At 35.2% G+C, this 14,849-nt stretch carries 19 protein-coding genes and 1 riboswitch; of the genes, 6 read left to right on the top strand and 13 right to left on the bottom strand.

Annotated elements, in window-relative coordinates; all coding sequences use genetic code 11:
• Positions 1 to 61 precede the first annotated feature (61 nt).
• Together BM024_RS10285 and BM024_RS10280 are read right to left on the bottom strand one after the other, a co-directional pair.
• Positions 62 to 490, bottom strand: a complete 429-nt coding sequence (locus BM024_RS10285; RefSeq protein WP_090679915.1) for a Rieske (2Fe-2S) protein — start codon at positions 488 to 490, stop codon at positions 62 to 64.
• Positions 491 to 502: 12 nt separating this feature from the next.
• On the bottom strand, positions 503 to 925 hold the full coding sequence (locus tag BM024_RS10280; RefSeq protein WP_090679913.1) for a Rieske (2Fe-2S) protein: 423 nt from the start codon (positions 923 to 925) through the stop codon (positions 503 to 505).
• 154 nt (positions 926 to 1,079) lie between these two features.
• Here BM024_RS10280 and greA point away from each other — a divergent pair, with 154 nt between their 5' ends.
• Positions 1,080 to 1,556 carry a transcription elongation factor GreA gene (gene greA / locus BM024_RS10275; RefSeq protein WP_090679911.1) on the top strand — a complete coding sequence of 159 codons (477 nt, stop codon included), beginning with the start codon at positions 1,080 to 1,082 and terminating at the stop codon, positions 1,554 to 1,556.
• A gap of 20 nt (positions 1,557 to 1,576) precedes the next feature.
• Positions 1,577 to 1,966: an HIT family protein gene (locus tag BM024_RS10270; protein ID WP_090679909.1), complete on the top strand. Its 390-nt coding sequence runs from the start codon at positions 1,577 to 1,579 to the stop codon at positions 1,964 to 1,966.
• A 55-nt stretch (positions 1,967 to 2,021) separates the two neighbouring features.
• Here the strand turns inward: BM024_RS10270 and BM024_RS10265 are convergent, their stop codons facing one another.
• On the bottom strand, positions 2,022 to 3,173 hold the full coding sequence (locus BM024_RS10265; RefSeq protein ID WP_090679907.1) for a sensor histidine kinase: 1,152 nt from the start codon (positions 3,171 to 3,173) through the stop codon (positions 2,022 to 2,024).
• Between the two features lie 260 nt (positions 3,174 to 3,433).
• Between BM024_RS10265 and BM024_RS10255 the strand changes: the two genes are divergently transcribed.
• From BM024_RS10255 to aat, 3 genes are read left to right on the top strand one after another with little or no spacing between them, the layout of a single operon-like run.
• The gene (locus tag BM024_RS10255; protein WP_090679904.1) at positions 3,434 to 4,306 is read left to right on the top strand and encodes a flavin reductase family protein; all 873 of its coding nucleotides are present in this window, start codon (positions 3,434 to 3,436) and stop codon (positions 4,304 to 4,306) included.
• Between the two features lie 38 nt (positions 4,307 to 4,344).
• Complete coding sequence (locus BM024_RS10250; RefSeq protein ID WP_090679902.1) at positions 4,345 to 4,728, top strand: DUF3127 domain-containing protein; 384 nt, start codon at positions 4,345 to 4,347, stop codon at positions 4,726 to 4,728.
• 45 nt (positions 4,729 to 4,773) lie between these two features.
• On the top strand, positions 4,774 to 5,427 hold the full coding sequence (gene aat, locus BM024_RS10245; RefSeq protein ID WP_090679900.1) for a leucyl/phenylalanyl-tRNA--protein transferase: 654 nt from the start codon (positions 4,774 to 4,776) through the stop codon (positions 5,425 to 5,427).
• On the opposite strand, the gene BM024_RS10240 is transcribed toward aat, so the two are convergent.
• Positions 5,414 to 5,728 (bottom strand): DUF4298 domain-containing protein, encoded by a 315-nt coding sequence (locus BM024_RS10240; protein ID WP_090679898.1) that lies wholly within the window; start codon positions 5,726 to 5,728, stop codon positions 5,414 to 5,416. The two genes, aat and BM024_RS10240, sit on opposite strands and share 14 nt — an antisense overlap.
• Before the next feature lie 332 nt (positions 5,729 to 6,060).
• Between BM024_RS10240 and BM024_RS10235 the strand changes: the two genes are divergently transcribed.
• The gene (locus tag BM024_RS10235; RefSeq protein ID WP_090679896.1) at positions 6,061 to 6,903 is read left to right on the top strand and encodes a hypothetical protein; all 843 of its coding nucleotides are present in this window, start codon (positions 6,061 to 6,063) and stop codon (positions 6,901 to 6,903) included.
• 62 nt (positions 6,904 to 6,965) lie between these two features.
• Here BM024_RS10235 and BM024_RS10230 read toward each other — a convergent pair whose 3' ends face one another.
• The 9 genes from BM024_RS10230 to metF all read right to left on the bottom strand — a co-directional run bounded on the left by BM024_RS10230 (position 6,966) and on the right by metF (position 14,847).
• Positions 6,966 to 7,676, bottom strand: a complete 711-nt coding sequence (locus BM024_RS10230; RefSeq protein ID WP_090679894.1) for a HesA/MoeB/ThiF family protein — start codon at positions 7,674 to 7,676, stop codon at positions 6,966 to 6,968.
• Positions 7,673 to 8,794, bottom strand: a complete 1,122-nt coding sequence (gene thiH, locus BM024_RS10225; RefSeq protein ID WP_090679892.1) for a 2-iminoacetate synthase ThiH — start codon at positions 8,792 to 8,794, stop codon at positions 7,673 to 7,675. The genes BM024_RS10230 and thiH overlap by 4 nt, the downstream gene beginning before the upstream one ends.
• A gap of 1 nt (position 8,795) precedes the next feature.
• Positions 8,796 to 9,566: a thiazole synthase gene (locus BM024_RS10220; RefSeq protein ID WP_090679890.1), complete on the bottom strand. Its 771-nt coding sequence runs from the start codon at positions 9,564 to 9,566 to the stop codon at positions 8,796 to 8,798.
• Complete coding sequence (gene thiE, locus BM024_RS10215; RefSeq protein ID WP_090679889.1) at positions 9,541 to 10,182, bottom strand: thiamine phosphate synthase; 642 nt, start codon at positions 10,180 to 10,182, stop codon at positions 9,541 to 9,543. The genes BM024_RS10220 and thiE overlap by 26 nt, the downstream gene beginning before the upstream one ends.
• The gene (locus tag BM024_RS10210; protein WP_090679887.1) at positions 10,175 to 10,927 is read right to left on the bottom strand and encodes a hydroxymethylpyrimidine/phosphomethylpyrimidine kinase; all 753 of its coding nucleotides are present in this window, start codon (positions 10,925 to 10,927) and stop codon (positions 10,175 to 10,177) included. Before BM024_RS10210 ends, thiE begins: the two co-directional genes overlap by 8 nt.
• Positions 10,903 to 11,502: a thiamine phosphate synthase gene (locus tag BM024_RS10205; RefSeq protein WP_090679885.1), complete on the bottom strand. Its 600-nt coding sequence runs from the start codon at positions 11,500 to 11,502 to the stop codon at positions 10,903 to 10,905. Before BM024_RS10205 ends, BM024_RS10210 begins: the two co-directional genes overlap by 25 nt.
• A complete protein-coding gene (gene thiC, locus BM024_RS10200; RefSeq protein WP_090679882.1) occupies positions 11,480 to 13,303 on the bottom strand; it encodes a phosphomethylpyrimidine synthase ThiC in 1,824 nt (607 codons plus the stop codon). Before thiC ends, BM024_RS10205 begins: the two co-directional genes overlap by 23 nt.
• A gap of 41 nt (positions 13,304 to 13,344) precedes the next feature.
• Positions 13,345 to 13,551, bottom strand: coding sequence for a sulfur carrier protein ThiS (gene thiS, locus BM024_RS10195; RefSeq protein ID WP_090679880.1), 207 nt, complete (start codon positions 13,549 to 13,551; stop codon positions 13,345 to 13,347).
• A gap of 58 nt (positions 13,552 to 13,609) precedes the next feature.
• Positions 13,610 to 13,707: riboswitch (TPP riboswitch) on the bottom strand.
• 180 nt (positions 13,708 to 13,887) lie between these two features.
• Positions 13,888 to 14,847, bottom strand: coding sequence for a methylenetetrahydrofolate reductase [NAD(P)H] (gene metF / locus BM024_RS10190; protein ID WP_090679878.1), 960 nt, complete (start codon positions 14,845 to 14,847; stop codon positions 13,888 to 13,890).
• Between the last annotated feature and the right edge of the window lie 2 nt (positions 14,848 to 14,849).

Raw genomic sequence — 14,849 nt, 5'->3', positions numbered from 1 at the left:
TTGTTTTTAATATAAAAGAGGATGTCTAATCGGTTGATTGGGCATCCTCTTTTTTATGTGTTTAGTTACTTATAAATATGCGGTTCCCTGATTGACTTACTCTATATGTTTTTAATTGATACTCTGAGTCTAATGAGGTGCCTAAGTGCAAATTAAATGCAGCACCATCATCTGGGCAAACACATTTTGCAAAAATGTCTCCTTTTTTAATTTCCAAGGTAGAGCAATCGCGTAGGGCATGATTTGGACATGCAGCGTCATAAGCTCTATAGGTTGAACCTGTATTGATTAATATAACACCTCGTATTCCTTGAATATGGGTTATGTGAACACCTCCAGGGTGCCTTAATTCGCTGTATTCTGGCCAGTCTAAGTTAATGTCTAGTTGTATGGGTACATCTGGGAGGTATGGGTTGTAATAGTTATTGCTGTCTTTCGAGCATGAAAGAAATATAAAGGTTAAAGAGAATAATATAAATAGCTTTTTCATTATTGAAATAATTTAATTGCGAATGGTTAGAGTGTTTCTATAAGTTTGAACGCTGTATTCTCTAAGTCGATACCCTCCATTGAGAGCATTTCCGGTGTGCATTGAGAAATCCACGTTTTCACAAACACAATATAACAAGTTTCCGTCAAATTCTAAGGTTGAACAATCTCTAACAGCATGATTTGGACAAGCGGCTTCATAGGCACGATAACCAGCTCCAGAATTAAAAATAATTACACCTAAGACACCAGAATAACCATCGTCTAAAAATAGGGCACCTTCATATTCTTTTAAAATGCGGAAGTGGGGGTCGTTCAAGTCAATTTCAATATCAACTGGAGCATATGGTAAATAAGGACTTTCTGTAAAGAAATCATCAGAAGAGCAACTACCTAAAACAAAAAGAAATAGGATTGTAATAAATATATTTTTCATGGTGAAACTTTTTTGTAAAGCAAATTTAATTAATTAACTTTGACCTTACGATACAAAAGAAAGTAAAATAGATTTATCGTTTAAATAATATATCTTTGTAAAAGAGAATCCCGTTTTTCATGGGATTTTTTCTATTTATATAAACCAGTTAATTATGAGTAAAATTTCGTATTATACTGCTGAAGGTTTGAAAAAACTGAGAGAGGAAATTGAGCAGTTAAAAAATGTGGAGCGTCCAAAAGCGTCACAAGCTATTGCAGATGCAAGAGATAAAGGAGATTTATCGGAGAATGCAGAGTATGATGCAGCTAAAGAAGCTCAAGGTTTATTAGAACTTAAAATTGCTAAGTTTGATGCAATTTTATCTAATGCGCGTCTTATCGATGAAACACAATTAGATGTGTCGAAAGCATTGGTATTATCTACCGTGAAGATTAAGAATGTTAAGAATGGCATGGAAGTGAAATACACATTAGTAGCTGAAAGCGAAGCAGACTTAAAAGCAGGAAAAATATCTGTAACCTCTCCTATTGGAAAAGGTTTATTAGGTAAGTCTGTCGGAGATATTGCTGATATACAAGTTCCTAATGGGGTAATGCAGTTTGAAATTGTTGAAATTACAAGAGACTAAACTTTAAAAACACCATTATTATGAGTTCTATATTCACAAAGATTATTAATGGAGAACTACCTGCTTACAAAATAGTTGAAGATGATCAATTCTTGGCTTTTTTGGATATTAATCCAAATGCCAAAGGACACACCTTATGTATTCCTAAGAAAGAAATCAATAAGATTTTTGATATGGAAGAAGAGGACTATGTTGCTTTGATGCGTTTTTCTAGAAAAGTTGCTAAAGCACTTGAAAAAGCCGTTCCTTGTAAAAGAATTGGTATGTCTGTAGTTGGATTAGAAGTGCCTCATGTTCATGTACATTTGATCCCATTACAAGAAATGGATGATATTCGTTTTACAAGAAAAACATCTTTATCAGTAGAGGAGTTTGAAGAGTTAGTGAAATCAATTCAATCTTACCTATAGCTTATAGAGTTAGTATATGTATAATAAAAAGGCGACATAATTATGTCGCCTTTTTTTATGCGTTATTTTTATATGTAATACAAAATGTAGTGCCCTTACCAATTTCTGAACTTAAAACTTTTACTGTTCCGTTTTGAAATTCTTCTACAATACGTTTCGTAAGCGATAATCCCAATCCCCAACCTCTCTTCTTAGTGGTGAAACCAGGTTCGAATATTTTCTTGAAATTACTCTTTAGTATTCCACCTCCAGAGTCTGTAACTAAGATTTTAAGGTATTTGCCATCTTTTAATATGGTTAAGTTTATTTCTCCTTTTCCTTTCATTGCGTCTATAGCGTTCTTGATAAGATTCTCAATAGTCCAACCGTGCAGGTCTTTGTTTAAAGGAATTAAAATAGTCTCATTAGGAGCATGGAATGAGAATGTAATTTGCTTAGATGAACGAGATTGTATGTATTCAAATGTACTCTTTGTTTCAGCTATCACGTCCAGTTCTTTTAGTTGGGGTTTTGAACCTATTTTGGAAAAACGGTTTGCTATGAACTCTAATCTGCTTACGTCTTTTTCAATTTCACTTACGGTAGTTTCGTCTACTTGGTCTAGCTTCATTATTTCAACCCACCCTAACAAAGACGAGAGTGGTGTTCCAATTTGATGTGCGGTTTCCTTTGCCATCCCTGCCCAAAGTTTATTCTGTAATGCCATTCTGCTCGCTCTATAAAAACTAAAAATCATTAACGAGAAGATTAAGAAGAGCAGTACAAGTACACTCGGATAATAAGTTAACTTAATAAGTAATGAAGAATTTCCATAATACAAATACTGGGTAGATTGTCCAAATACTATCTCAATAGGGGTGTTTTGTGATTTTAATTTGTTTAGAAAATCGGTTGCTTTATGGGGGTCACTCGTTATTTTTTCGTCTATATTGGACATGGATATTATACTATCTGACTCTGTTGTTTGTACAATTGGAATCGTAGTATTAGAGGTTAATATCATTAATGGTAATTCCAATTCTGTATCGCTAAGATTAGCGTCGTTTAAGGTTTTTAAGGCTGAAGCCCAAATTTCCATTTTTAAACGCTCTTCTTCTTTAAATGTTTGGAAAAATGAATAAGTGTTCCAAAGTATAAGAATTAAAACTATGAGTGAACTAAGTATAAATATCCAGCGATAAATGGTCTTTTTTGATGACGAAAGCATGTTTGCTTATTTAAATTTTAAACCGAAAACTAAAATACTCATTTTACTTATACAAAAGTGTGATTGGGAAAGGAAACTAGAGGGATTTTTAAGTTATCAATTATTATTGATATTGGAGTTTATTAAAAAAGATTCATTCGATTTCGCTTTACTCAAAGCTTTTTGTAAATTTACCTTTATTCTAAAAAACAAAGAGTCAAGTTGATGTTTTATGAATCGATAAATAAGAGACAATACCACAAAACGATAAAAAACAATACATGAAAACAATTGATCCAAAAGATCTTTCAACAGTAGAATTACAAGGATATTTACAAGGAGCAGTTAGCCCAAGACCCATAGCATTGGCGAGTACAGTAGATGCAGATGGAAATCCAAACTTATCTCCTTTTAGTTTTTTTAATATTTTTAGCTCTAACCCACCTATACTTATTTTTTCTCCAGCTCGACGTGTGAGAGATAATACAGCAAAACATACCTTATTTAATGTGTTGGCAACAAGACAAGTTGTAATCAATGTGGTGAATTATGATATGGTGCAACAGACTTCTCTTTCAAGTACGGAATATGCTGATGGTATCAATGAGTTTGAAAAATCAGGTTTTACCATGTTACCTTCAGATGAGGTTAGACCTTATAGGGTTGCAGAAAGTCCAGTTCAATTTGAATGTGTTGTTAATGAAGTAATCGGATTAGGAGATGAAGGAGGAGCAGGGAATTTAGTGATTTGTGAAGTAGTAAAGATTCACGTTGATGAAAATATACTTAATGAAAAAGGGGCTATCGATCAACATAAGATTGATTTAGTTTCAAGAATGGGAGGTAATTGGTATTCACGTGCTAATATGGGAATGTTTGAAGTTGAAAAACCTTTAGTAACTTTGGGTGTTGGTGTAGATGTAATTCCAGAGGATGCAAAACAAAGCGGCGTGTTTTCTGGTAATGACTTAGGGATACTTGGAAATGTGGAGCAATTGCCTACTGCAGAGGAAGTTGAAGATTTTGTAAATAGTGATGCTGCAGTTAAAGAATTAATGCAAGAAGGGGATGCTGTCAAGAAATTCAAAAAAGCAAAAAAATATTTAGAGGAAAATAATGTAACTTTGGCATGGAATATCATTTTAGCCAAATAATGATTTCAAATAGAATAACGAGATAAATAATATACAAGATGGAAGTAACAGGAAGAGTTAAGTTGGTAAGTCCAGCACAGCAAATCAGCCAATCTTTTAAAAAGAGAGAATTGGTAGTAACTACAGATGAGCAATATCCACAACATATTTTGATTGAGTTTACTCAAGACAGATGTGATTTGTTAGACACCTATAACGTAGGAGAAGAAGTGCGTGTATCTATCAACCTAAGAGGAAGAGAGTGGACGAATCCACAAGGAGAGACAAAATATTTCAACTCTATTCAAGGATGGAGAATTGAGAAATTAGTTCCAGTTCAAGCAGGTGCAGGTATGCAAACACCTCCGCCAATGGCAACAGATCATTTTGAAGCGGCACCAAACTTCAACAACGAAGAAGAGCACGACGATTTGCCGTTCTAATTTAAATATATCCCCAAGTTCAACACTTGGGGATTCTTTTTCACTATGATTTTCCAATTAACTTCGGATTTGATTTTTCCTCCTGTTCGGTTGACTCATTCTTCAGGCATTCTTGCTATTGGAGGTGACTTGTCAACCCAGCGTTTAAAATTGGCTTATCGTTCAGGGATATTTCCTTGGTTTGAAGATGGAGAGCCTATTACCTGGTGGTCTCCTGACCCTCGTATGGTGCTTTTTCTAGATGAATTGAAAGTATCTAAGAGTATGAAGGTGGTGTTGAATAAGAAGCAATTTACAGTGACTTACAATACGTGCTTTCGAACTGTTATTGAAAATTGTCAGACCGTTAAAAGAGTTGGGCAAAATGGTACTTGGATTACCGATGATATGGTAGATGCTTATGTGAAATTACATGAAGAGGGTATCGCTAAATCAATAGAAGTTTGGGATGGAGAAGAATTGGTAGGAGGTTTATATGGTATTGATTTAGGACATATATTTTGCGGAGAAAGTATGTTTTCTAAAGTTTCTAATGCGAGTAAGGTTGCTTTTATAAGTTTAGTAAATCAACTTAAAGCAGGAGATTATAAGCTTTTAGATTGTCAAGTATATAATGACCATCTCGCTAGCCTAGGGGCTAGAGAGATATCAAGAGAACATTTCTTAGAAATATTAGAGTCTGAAACTATTCCGCGATAGAAATAGCTGCCTCTTTTAAAATTTGCTTTACACAATCATATTGTGCTACATGAGCATTATAAATACCATCTTCACTAAAAACTCCTGCGTTAAAATCAGGACATTTCTCTTCTAATAACTCGCGTTCTTCTAACCAAGTTCCATCGTAGAAGTAATAGTTTTCTAAATCCTTCATGTTTTCTCGAATGGACTTGAATCTACTCAAAAATTCTTCTAAATAAGCTAAGTCTTTTTCGGCTTGAGCTAGCTTAGTATCCATTAAAATCGCTTTTGCTTTTATTGCTTCTATATCTTTTTCCATGTTGTTTTTAGAGATTAAAGTTAGAACTAATGTTAGTGTTTATTCTGACTGAATACAAAAATAGTCAAGAATACCAACTATAGGTAATTTCATTGTTATAATTAAAAATGGAGCATGTTTTAGTAAAGGTGTTTATTTGAAGATTGAGTTTAAAATTCACTGAAAACCACTAGAAAACATTTAAGACGAAGCTTTGGTACTTTTACTAAAACGACATTACTTTATAATCTCTATGAAACACTGTTTGAAAACATCTATTACTCTGTATAACAGTTGGTTGGTGTGTCTTTTTTGTGGGGTTTAATAGTAGGTAAATAGAAAAATAGATTAATATGAAAATAAGGAAAATAAGTGTAGGACTCGTGGCTTTAAGTCTTTCCATTGCTTTCATTTCTTGTAAGAATGAGGGAAAAGTTGAAACAGAAATATTGGATAAAGTGGTTGCAGATACTATACCTATTGCAAAGGAAACGACAGCTGTACAATCATTGTCATCTAAAGAAATCGAATTGTTACTGCCTACGCAATATCGTGAGGTAAGTACGGGATATCCTACCAATTTCACGGATAAGGTTTGGTATGAAGTTTATAGAGATACCGTTAGTGAATCAATTAAAATATCGAAAGCTAATTTAAAGGTTAGCTATGGTCTAGATGAGTGTGTTGGAGAAAACGTTATGATTATAAGTTCTGAAAACGAATATGCTCGTTTATTCTTCACAGAGTTTGAGGGAATGACTAAAAAACCTGTAACCTTTTTAAGTGAAAAGTTGTTGATACCAGAGCATAGATTGTCTTTCAAATTTAAAGGAAAAGATTATGTGTTTTCTGCTACAGGAACTGTTTATGACGATCAAAGAGAAGTGGTTCCTAGCGAAGATGTGAAAAAATTGGAAGGGGAAGATGTTTATGTAAGTGAGATACGCAATTATAAATTAATGTTTTCAACATCTGACGGAATTAGTTATCAACTTGCTTATGAAGAGCATTTGGAGGGGACAGTTCCTGAAGTGGTTTGGGTAGGGGATATGAATGGAGATGATTTACCAGACATGGTATTAGACTTATCTAATTTTTATGAAGAGAAACATCTGTACCTATTTCTTTCAGACGCTGAGGATAAAAGTAAACCTTTGAAAAGAATAGCTGACTTTGATGTGGTCAATGATTGTTAGAATTAGCTATCGCAAAGAACTTTTTTGCTATGAGGAAATCATTTAGATACTTGTTTATAAAATCAAAATTTTAATAGAGTAAATTGCCAATTCATCGTGTCGATACATAGTAATTGATTGCAAAGATGTGGTAGGTCTAAAATAAGCTTTAAGGTTTCTTGAGCCATTATAGTGCCCATTATACCAGGTAATGGGCCTAAAACACCATTTAAACTACAGTTAGGAACATTTTTTGGGGAAGGAGGTTCTGGAAAAATGGATCGAAGATCTTTAGATCCGCGGTGATTAAAGACTGCAATTTGACCTTCAAATCCTAGGATACTACCATAAACAAGTGTTTTATCAAGCGCTACACAATTGTCATTCACTAAGTAACGGGTAGTAAAATTATCAGAACCATCCACTATGTAGTCATAGTCCTCAAGAATGGAGGTGCAATTATCTTCGTTTAGTTTTTCATTATAAATATGAATATTAACATGTGGATTGGCTTCAATTAATCGCTTTTTTAGCACATCAACTTTGGATTGGTTGATGTCTTTTTCTGTATATAAAATTTGACGATGTAGGTTGTGTATTTCAACAATGTCAAAATCAATGATTCCTAAAGTACCAACTCCAGAGGAAGCGAGGTAAAGTGAAATAGGACACCCTAAACCACCTGCTCCTATAATCAGAACACGAGCGTTTTTAATTTTTAATTGTCCTTCCACACCTACCTCTAGCATAGACATAGGTCTGTTGTATCTCAAAAAATCTTGGGTATTAATCATCGTGAAAGTGTATTAAATGAACTATCCCAATCTTTCCAAACGGGTTCGTATCCACTTATTTCTATTTGTCTTTTAAATGTATCCGTGTTTCGAGTATCTGAAATCTCGAACTGTTCAAGTGCTTGTTCGTTCATGCTATATCCACCAGGATTGGTTTTTGAACCAGCACTCATACTTGTAACCCCTAAACTGATAATATGGTTTCTAAAAGTTTCGCTTTCTCTAGTTGAAATGGATATCTCTAATTCTTCATTCCAAATCCGGTATGCACAAATTAGCTGTACTAAATCTTTATCTTCCATTACGAAGTTGGGCTCTATAACCCCTTCTGCTGGTCGAAGTCTTGGAAAGGAAACAGAGTATTTAGTTTGCCAATAGGTTTTTTGTAGGTAGTCAATATGTAAGGCATTAAAAAAACTATCTACCCTCCAGTCTTCTAACCCGAGTAAAACACCCAATCCAATTTTGTGAATACCCACTTTACCGATTCTGTCAGGGGTATCTAATCTAAATTCGAAATTGGATTTCTTGCCTTTGGGATGGTATTTCTTATAAACTTCTTTGTGATAGGTTTCTTGATAGACTAAAACGGCATGAACACCTAGATTGTGGAGCTGTTTGTATTCCTCTTCTGTTAGAGGTTGTACTTCTATTGAGATAGTTGAAAAATGAAGTTTTATAATTCGAATTGCTTTTTCGAAATAATGGATATTTACGGTGTAGTTCGCTTCTCCTGAAACCAATAAAATGTGGTCATAACCTTGTGCTTTGATGAATGCGATTTCCTTTTCTATTTCAAAGGGGTTTAAGGTCTTTCTCGGGATTTTATTGTCTAGGCTAAAACCGCAATAGGTACAGATGTTTTGACATTCATTACTCAAATACATTGGAGCATACATTTGTATGGTTTTTCCATAGCGTTTTTGGGTTAATTGCTGACTTAGTTGTGCCATAGGTTCTAAAAAACTTTGTGCAGCGGGAGAAAGAAGTATCAAAAAATCATCTAAGGTTTTAGACTTCTTACCAAGACTATACACTACCTGTTCTTGGGTGGTATTGTATATTCTGTGTTGAATTTCATTCCAACTGTATTGTTCAAAAACGGATTTAAAAGACATATTAATCAAATAAGAATGATGTTAGTGGACTTGATGCGTATGCGCTATTTTGAATGGGAGCTAGCTTTGCTTCAAAAGCCATTCTTCCAGCTTCAATAGCTCGAGCAAAGGCTTGTGCCATTTTAATGGGGTCTTGTGCTATAGCTATAGCTGTATTGACTAATACAGCATCGGCACCTATTTCCATCGCTTTTGCTGCGTCTGAAGGTGCTCCAATTCCCGCATCAACAATAACGGGTACTTTGCTGTTTTCAATAATAATTTCTATAAAGTCAATAGTTCTTAAACCTTTGTTTGTTCCAATAGGTGCGCCCAATGGCATTACAGCGGCTGTTCCAACTTCTTCTAATCGCTTACACAAAACGGGGTCTGCATGTATATAGGGCAAAACGACGAAACCAAGTTTTGCTAACTGTTCTGTAGCTTTTAATGTTTCAATAGGGTCAGGTAATAAGTATTTTGGGTCTGGGTGTATTTCTAGTTTAACCCAATTGGTTTCAAGGGCTTCTCTTGATAGTTGAGCAGCAAGCACAGCTTCTGCTGCATTTCGTGCACCTGATGTATTGGGTAATAGAGACCAATTGGGATGCTGTAATGCTTGGAGGGTCGTATCTACTTTTGTGTTAATATCAATGCGTTTTAAGGCAACTGTGACTAATTCAGTTTCTGAGTGTATAAGTGCCTCTTGCATTAATTGAGGGGAGCCGAATTTGCCAGTCCCTAAGAAAAGGCGAGATTGAAATGTTTTATCTTTTATTTGCAGTGGTTTCATTTAAAAGGCTCTTTAGTTGGTTAAGTGTATTTCGTTTGTCTGCCGCAGTATTTAGTAATTGTGAGAAAGCAATACCATGTATCCCTGCTTGTAAAAGTGGGAATACGTCGGCAATTTGTATTCCTCCAATAGCAATTAGGGGAGGGGGTGTAGTTAGAAGAATCCATTTAGAAAGGATATTTGGATAACCCTTTAAACCTAAAATAGGGTCTAACTTTTCTTTGGTGGTTGTATGTCTAAATGGACCTAATCCTATATAGTCGCAATTTTCATCATAGCGTTGTAAAAGGTTTTCCCAAGTGTTAGCGGTTCCACCAATTATTTTACTTCCTAGAAGTTTTCTAGCTTCTTCAATAGAAGTGTCTTGCAAGCCAAGATGGACTCCATCTGCTTCAATAGCAAGTGCTAGGTCAACATGGTCGTTGATGATTAAAGTGGTTTTATAGGTTTCACAAAGTCTTTTAGTTCGTTCAGCAGTTTGCCAACGAGTTTTAGTATCCGTGTTTTTAAATCGAAATTGTAACCACGTTACTCCAGTGTCTAAAGCGGCTTCAATTAGAAATAATTGCTCCTCTTGGGTATTTCCATTTGAAATATAATGTAGTTTGTCAATCATGATATCCGAGTAAAGTAGGGTTAGAATTTAAAAATCGCTCTATATAGTTTTTAGCCTCAATACAGGCTTGTTGAAGTAAAAACCCCTTTGCTATATAGCTACAGATAGCAGATGCCAATACACAACCCGATCCGTGTTTGGAATAGTATATTTGTTCAGTAGGCAGTAGACAAATTGTTTCACCTTTTTGAATGAGATAGTCTGTTCCCATTGCATTTTCGTTGTGACCACCTTTTAGTAGCACAGCGCAATAATGGCTTAATACTGTGGCTTTTTTCAGTGCAGAATCTCCTTCTTGTATTAATTGATGTATTTCGCTAAAATTGGGGGTTATCAAGTCAATTTCTTGTATTACTTCAATTAGTTTAATATGATTGTCACTTTCCATAAATGAAAACCCTGAGCTAGATTTTATTATTGGGTCCCAAATAATAAATATGTTTTTGTTTCTGTCTTTAATCGTTTGTACACATTTTTTTAAAAAGGCAATATTTGGTACTATACCTATCTTAACCACTTTTACATCATAGTTTGTTAGTATTGTTTTTAAGCTGTCGATAACTATGTGTAGTTTCTGCCAATGCAACCAATGAAAATCATGTTCTGTTTGTAGAGTATTAGCTGTAGGGATTGCTAATCCATAGATATTTAGATTTTCAAAGGTTTTACAATCTGCCAATAGTCCGGCTCCTCCACTTGGGTCAAAACCTGCTATTGACATTACAAAAGGTCTATATTCATGCATCTTTCAAAATTTTTAATACCTTCGGGTTGAGACCATATAGCCCCTAATAATGCATAACCATCAAACCCCATATTGTTGAGGTCTATTATATTATTTGGGTGAACTCCGCCTAAAGCGATTAGTTTGCTGTTTCGATTTGTTCTTTTTTCTAAAATCTCTTTCCAGTTATTTGTGCTTTTATAACCAAGTTTTGAAATACTTGGAAAAATGGGGCTTAAGAAGGCATAGTCAAAAAGAGCGTCAATATTGTTGAATTCTGATATAGAATGTGTTGAGGTAGAGGTGCTAACGGAATTCCTCACCTCTAGATTACATATTGGAAGCTTACTGTGTATACCATATAACTCATAATGTTTTATCAAATCATAATAGTCGTGTATCACAATTTTATCGTGATACACGGGGGGAATTTGTTCAATAAAAAGCATTGTTTCACGAAAGCTCCAATAGGGTTTCCTAAGATGAAAAAGGTTTAAACCTAGCTCAAATAGAGCTTTTATTTTTTCAATCTCATTGGTTACTGAAGTTGGGCTAGAAATAACAATACGATAGTTACAAATAGATTTCTTTTCCATTTTCTATAAACTCCTTTGATTTTTCTTCCATGCCTTTGGCAGCGGAATCTCTAATTTCTTGTGATATTTTCATAGAGCAGAATTTAGGTCCGCACATGGAACAGAAATGAGCTACTTTTGCCGCGTCTGCTGGTAGTGTTTCATCGTGAAATTCTCTTGCTGTATCTGGGTCTAAAGAAAGGTTGAACTGGTCTTCCCATCTGAATTCAAAACGAGCTTTACTCAACATATTGTCTCGGTATTGAGCACCTGGATGTCCTTTTGCTAAATCAGCAGCATGAGCGGCTAACTTGTAAGTTATTACTCCGTCTTTTACGTCTTTTTTATTAGGCAGTCCAAGGTGTTCTTTTGGAGTTACATAACACAACATCGCCGTGCCATACCAACCAATCATAGCAGCACCAATGGCAGAAGTTATATGATCATAACCTGGTGCAATATCAGTAGTCAACGGTCCTAAAGTGTAAAAGGGAGCTTCTCCACAATCGCGAAGTTGTTTTTCCATATTCTCTTTAATCATGTGCATAGGTACGTGACCAGGACCTTCAACCATAACTTGTACATCGTGTTTCCAAGCAATTTTTGTAAGCTCACCCAGCGTTTCTAATTCTGCAAACTGGGCAGCATCATTTGCATCAGCAATGGAACCTGGTCTTAAACCATCTCCTAAGGAAAATGCAATATCATACCGCTTCATTATCTCACAGATGTCTTCGAAATGAGTGTATAAAAAGTTTTCTTGGTGATGAAATAAACACCATTTTGCCATAATAGAACCCCCTCTTGAAACAATACCTGTAACTCGGTTTGCTGTTAGGTGTATATAGCGCAATAAAACCCCTGCATGAATAGTGAAATAGGAAACACCTTGTTCGGCTTGCTCAATAAGTGTGTCTCTAAAAATTTCCCAAGTTAGGTCTTCCGCAACTCCTTTTACTTTTTCTAATGCTTGATAGATTGGTACAGTTCCAATGGGTACTGGAGAATTTCGGATAATCCATTCTCGGGTTTCATGTATGTTTTTACCAGTTGAAAGGTCCATAATGGTATCTGCTCCCCAGCGACAAGCCCAAACGGCTTTTTCTACTTCTTCTTCGATCGTGGAAGTAACAGCACTATTGCCAATATTTGCATTGATTTTCACCAAAAAGTTACGACCAATAATCATAGGTTCACTCTCAGGATGATTGATGTTGTTTGGGATGATGGCTCTACCCGCAGCTATTTCATCGCGTACAAATTCTGGGGTTATTCTTTTTTTAGGAACGTTGGCTCCAAAACTATTTCCTACATGTTGTTGCCTCATAGCAGGAGTAGCCTCATTTAATTGTTCTATACGCTGGTTTTCACGAATAGCAACATATTCCATTTCTGCCGTAATGATACCTTGTTTGGCATAATACAATTGGGACACATTGCAATTGTTTTTGGCAACTTTGGGTTTGTGTAAAAATTCAAAACGCAAATGATCGAGTTTTTCGTCATTTAATCGTTCTTGCCCATAGTTTGAAGTAATACCTTCTAGACTCAGCACATCTTTACGATTTAAAATCCAAGCTTCTCTTATTCTTGGAATTCCTTTTCTAATGTCAATATTTTGCATGGGGTCTGTGTAAGGACCCGAGGTGTCATAAACGGTTACAGCAGGGTTTTTTTCTACTTCTCCACTTGCTAGTTTAGTGTCGTGCAAGCTAATTTCTCGCATGGCTACCTTTATTTCGGGATATAGATTACCGTTTAGATATATCTTTTTAGAATTGGGAAATGGGGTTTGAGATATTTTTTCTTTTTGTGAGTCCATCTTATAATGATTTAGTTGATTATGTAGTTTAAAAAACAGAATTAGCCTCCTTGGGTGGCTGTAATTATAAGAATGGAATCTCCCTCTTGTACAAAGTGTGTACTCCAAAGGTGTTTTGGTATTACCATTTGTTTAATGGCAATAGCAATTCCCTTTTGGTCATTGGGTCTTTCAATGTCTAAAAGTTGTTGAACGCTGAGCGTTTCAAACTGGTACGTTTTTGATTGATTGTTGATTTGTATATTCATTCCTATAGTTTTAAAAATATAACTTTAGGAATGGCTACAAGGCGTGTGAATACACGTATGAAGTCCGATTACTTTTCCCTACGCTAGTATTAACTAGATCAGGTTCAAAGGGTGAAATCTCAGCCTACACAATGGTAGACACCCCTAAAGCTTGAAGCAAATATAGTGTTTATTTGATGAGTTGCAAGTTTTTTGACTTTTAGAGAAGATTGTTTTAAAAATTATAATGCTTTACATTAAAACTAATTATGAAGGGAGAGGTAAAGAAAAAGGCTGTATTCATTAATGAATAACAGCCCTTTCCATCCTAATTACATAGCAAATAAGTTTTTTATCTTATAAAGTGGAACGATGAATGATATCGCTAATCGTATCTGGTTTTCCCATCGAATAATAATGAATAATCGGAACGCCTGCTTTTAGAAGTTCTTGTGTTTGGTGTACACACCACGCTGAACCAATTTCTTTTATTTGCTCACTTGTTTTAGCAGTTAAAACCTCAGCTACTAACTCGTCTGGTAAATCAACTTTAAAACGATGAGGTAAAATATTTAACTGTCGTGCTGTCGCCAAAGGCTTTAATCCTGGTATGATAGGAACCGTAATACCCTCTTTTCTACATCTATCTACGAAGTCAAAATACTTTTGATTGTCGAAGAACATTTGAGTGATGATATAATCTGCTCCACAGTCTATCTTTTCTTTCAAATAGCGTAAATCGGTATCAAAGTTAGGCGCTTCCATGTGCTTTTCCGGATAACCCGCAACACCAATACAGAAATCTGTTTTATTAGAATTTTCTAAATGTGGGTCTAGATAAATTCCTTGATTCAATGCTGTGATTTGGGTTACCAATTCAGAAGCATAGTGGTGTCCGTCTCGTTCAGGTTTAAAATAAGTTTCACTTTTTACAGCGTCTCCTCTAAGAGCTACAACGTTGTCTATACCTAAAAAGTCCAAGTCTATCAAGAAGTTTTCGGTGTCTTCTTTGGTAAAACCACCACAGAGAATATGTGGGATGGCGTCAACTTTAAACTTACTTTGAATAGCAGAACAAATTCCAACGGTTCCGGGTCTTTTTCGAACGATTCTCTTTTGCCATAATCCGTTTCCTGCATCTAAATAGTCATACTCCTCTCTGTGATAAGTGACGTCTATAAATGGAGGTTCAAACTCCATAAGGGGTGAAACAGTGTCGAATATGGCTTGTATATTTTGACCTTTTAAAGGTGGTAATATTTCAAATGAGAATAGGGTATTACCTTTGGCTTTCTCTATGTGTTCAGTTACTTTCATTT

The sequence above is a fragment of the Myroides guanonis genome, assembly GCF_900114085.1.
Taxonomy (GTDB): Bacteria; Bacteroidota; Bacteroidia; order Flavobacteriales; family Flavobacteriaceae; genus Flavobacterium; species Flavobacterium guanonis.
The sequence above is the reverse complement of the archived record's forward strand: the minus strand, read 5'-3'. Positions and strand labels throughout refer to the sequence as shown.

Bases quoted from the DNA above. Each gene is read 5' to 3' on its own strand.
- BM024_RS10285 (WP_090679915.1), bottom strand. From the start codon at position 490: ATGAAAAAGCTATTTATATTATTCTCTTTAACCTTTATATTTCTTTCA.
- BM024_RS10280 (WP_090679913.1), bottom strand. From the start codon at position 925: ATGAAAAATATATTTATTACAATCCTATTTCTTTTTGTTTTAGGTAGT.
- greA (WP_090679911.1), top strand. From the start codon at position 1,080: ATGAGTAAAATTTCGTATTATACTGCTGAAGGTTTGAAAAAACTGAGA.
- BM024_RS10270 (WP_090679909.1), top strand. From the start codon at position 1,577: ATGAGTTCTATATTCACAAAGATTATTAATGGAGAACTACCTGCTTAC.
- BM024_RS10265 (WP_090679907.1), bottom strand. From the start codon at position 3,173: ATGCTTTCGTCATCAAAAAAGACCATTTATCGCTGGATATTTATACTT.
- BM024_RS10255 (WP_090679904.1), top strand. From the start codon at position 3,434: ATGAAAACAATTGATCCAAAAGATCTTTCAACAGTAGAATTACAAGGA.
- BM024_RS10250 (WP_090679902.1), top strand. From the start codon at position 4,345: ATGGAAGTAACAGGAAGAGTTAAGTTGGTAAGTCCAGCACAGCAAATC.
- aat (WP_090679900.1), top strand. From the start codon at position 4,774: ATGATTTTCCAATTAACTTCGGATTTGATTTTTCCTCCTGTTCGGTTG.
- BM024_RS10240 (WP_090679898.1), bottom strand. From the start codon at position 5,728: ATGGAAAAAGATATAGAAGCAATAAAAGCAAAAGCGATTTTAATGGAT.
- BM024_RS10235 (WP_090679896.1), top strand. From the start codon at position 6,061: ATGAAAATAAGGAAAATAAGTGTAGGACTCGTGGCTTTAAGTCTTTCC.
- BM024_RS10230 (WP_090679894.1), bottom strand. From the start codon at position 7,676: ATGATTAATACCCAAGATTTTTTGAGATACAACAGACCTATGTCTATG.
- thiH (WP_090679892.1), bottom strand. From the start codon at position 8,794: ATGTCTTTTAAATCCGTTTTTGAACAATACAGTTGGAATGAAATTCAA.
- BM024_RS10220 (WP_090679890.1), bottom strand. From the start codon at position 9,566: ATGAAACCACTGCAAATAAAAGATAAAACATTTCAATCTCGCCTTTTC.
- thiE (WP_090679889.1), bottom strand. From the start codon at position 10,182: ATGATTGACAAACTACATTATATTTCAAATGGAAATACCCAAGAGGAG.
- BM024_RS10210 (WP_090679887.1), bottom strand. From the start codon at position 10,927: ATGCATGAATATAGACCTTTTGTAATGTCAATAGCAGGTTTTGACCCA.
- BM024_RS10205 (WP_090679885.1), bottom strand. From the start codon at position 11,502: ATGGAAAAGAAATCTATTTGTAACTATCGTATTGTTATTTCTAGCCCA.
- thiC (WP_090679882.1), bottom strand. From the start codon at position 13,303: ATGGACTCACAAAAAGAAAAAATATCTCAAACCCCATTTCCCAATTCT.
- thiS (WP_090679880.1), bottom strand. From the start codon at position 13,551: ATGAATATACAAATCAACAATCAATCAAAAACGTACCAGTTTGAAACG.
- metF (WP_090679878.1), bottom strand. From the start codon at position 14,847: ATGAAAGTAACTGAACACATAGAGAAAGCCAAAGGTAATACCCTATTC.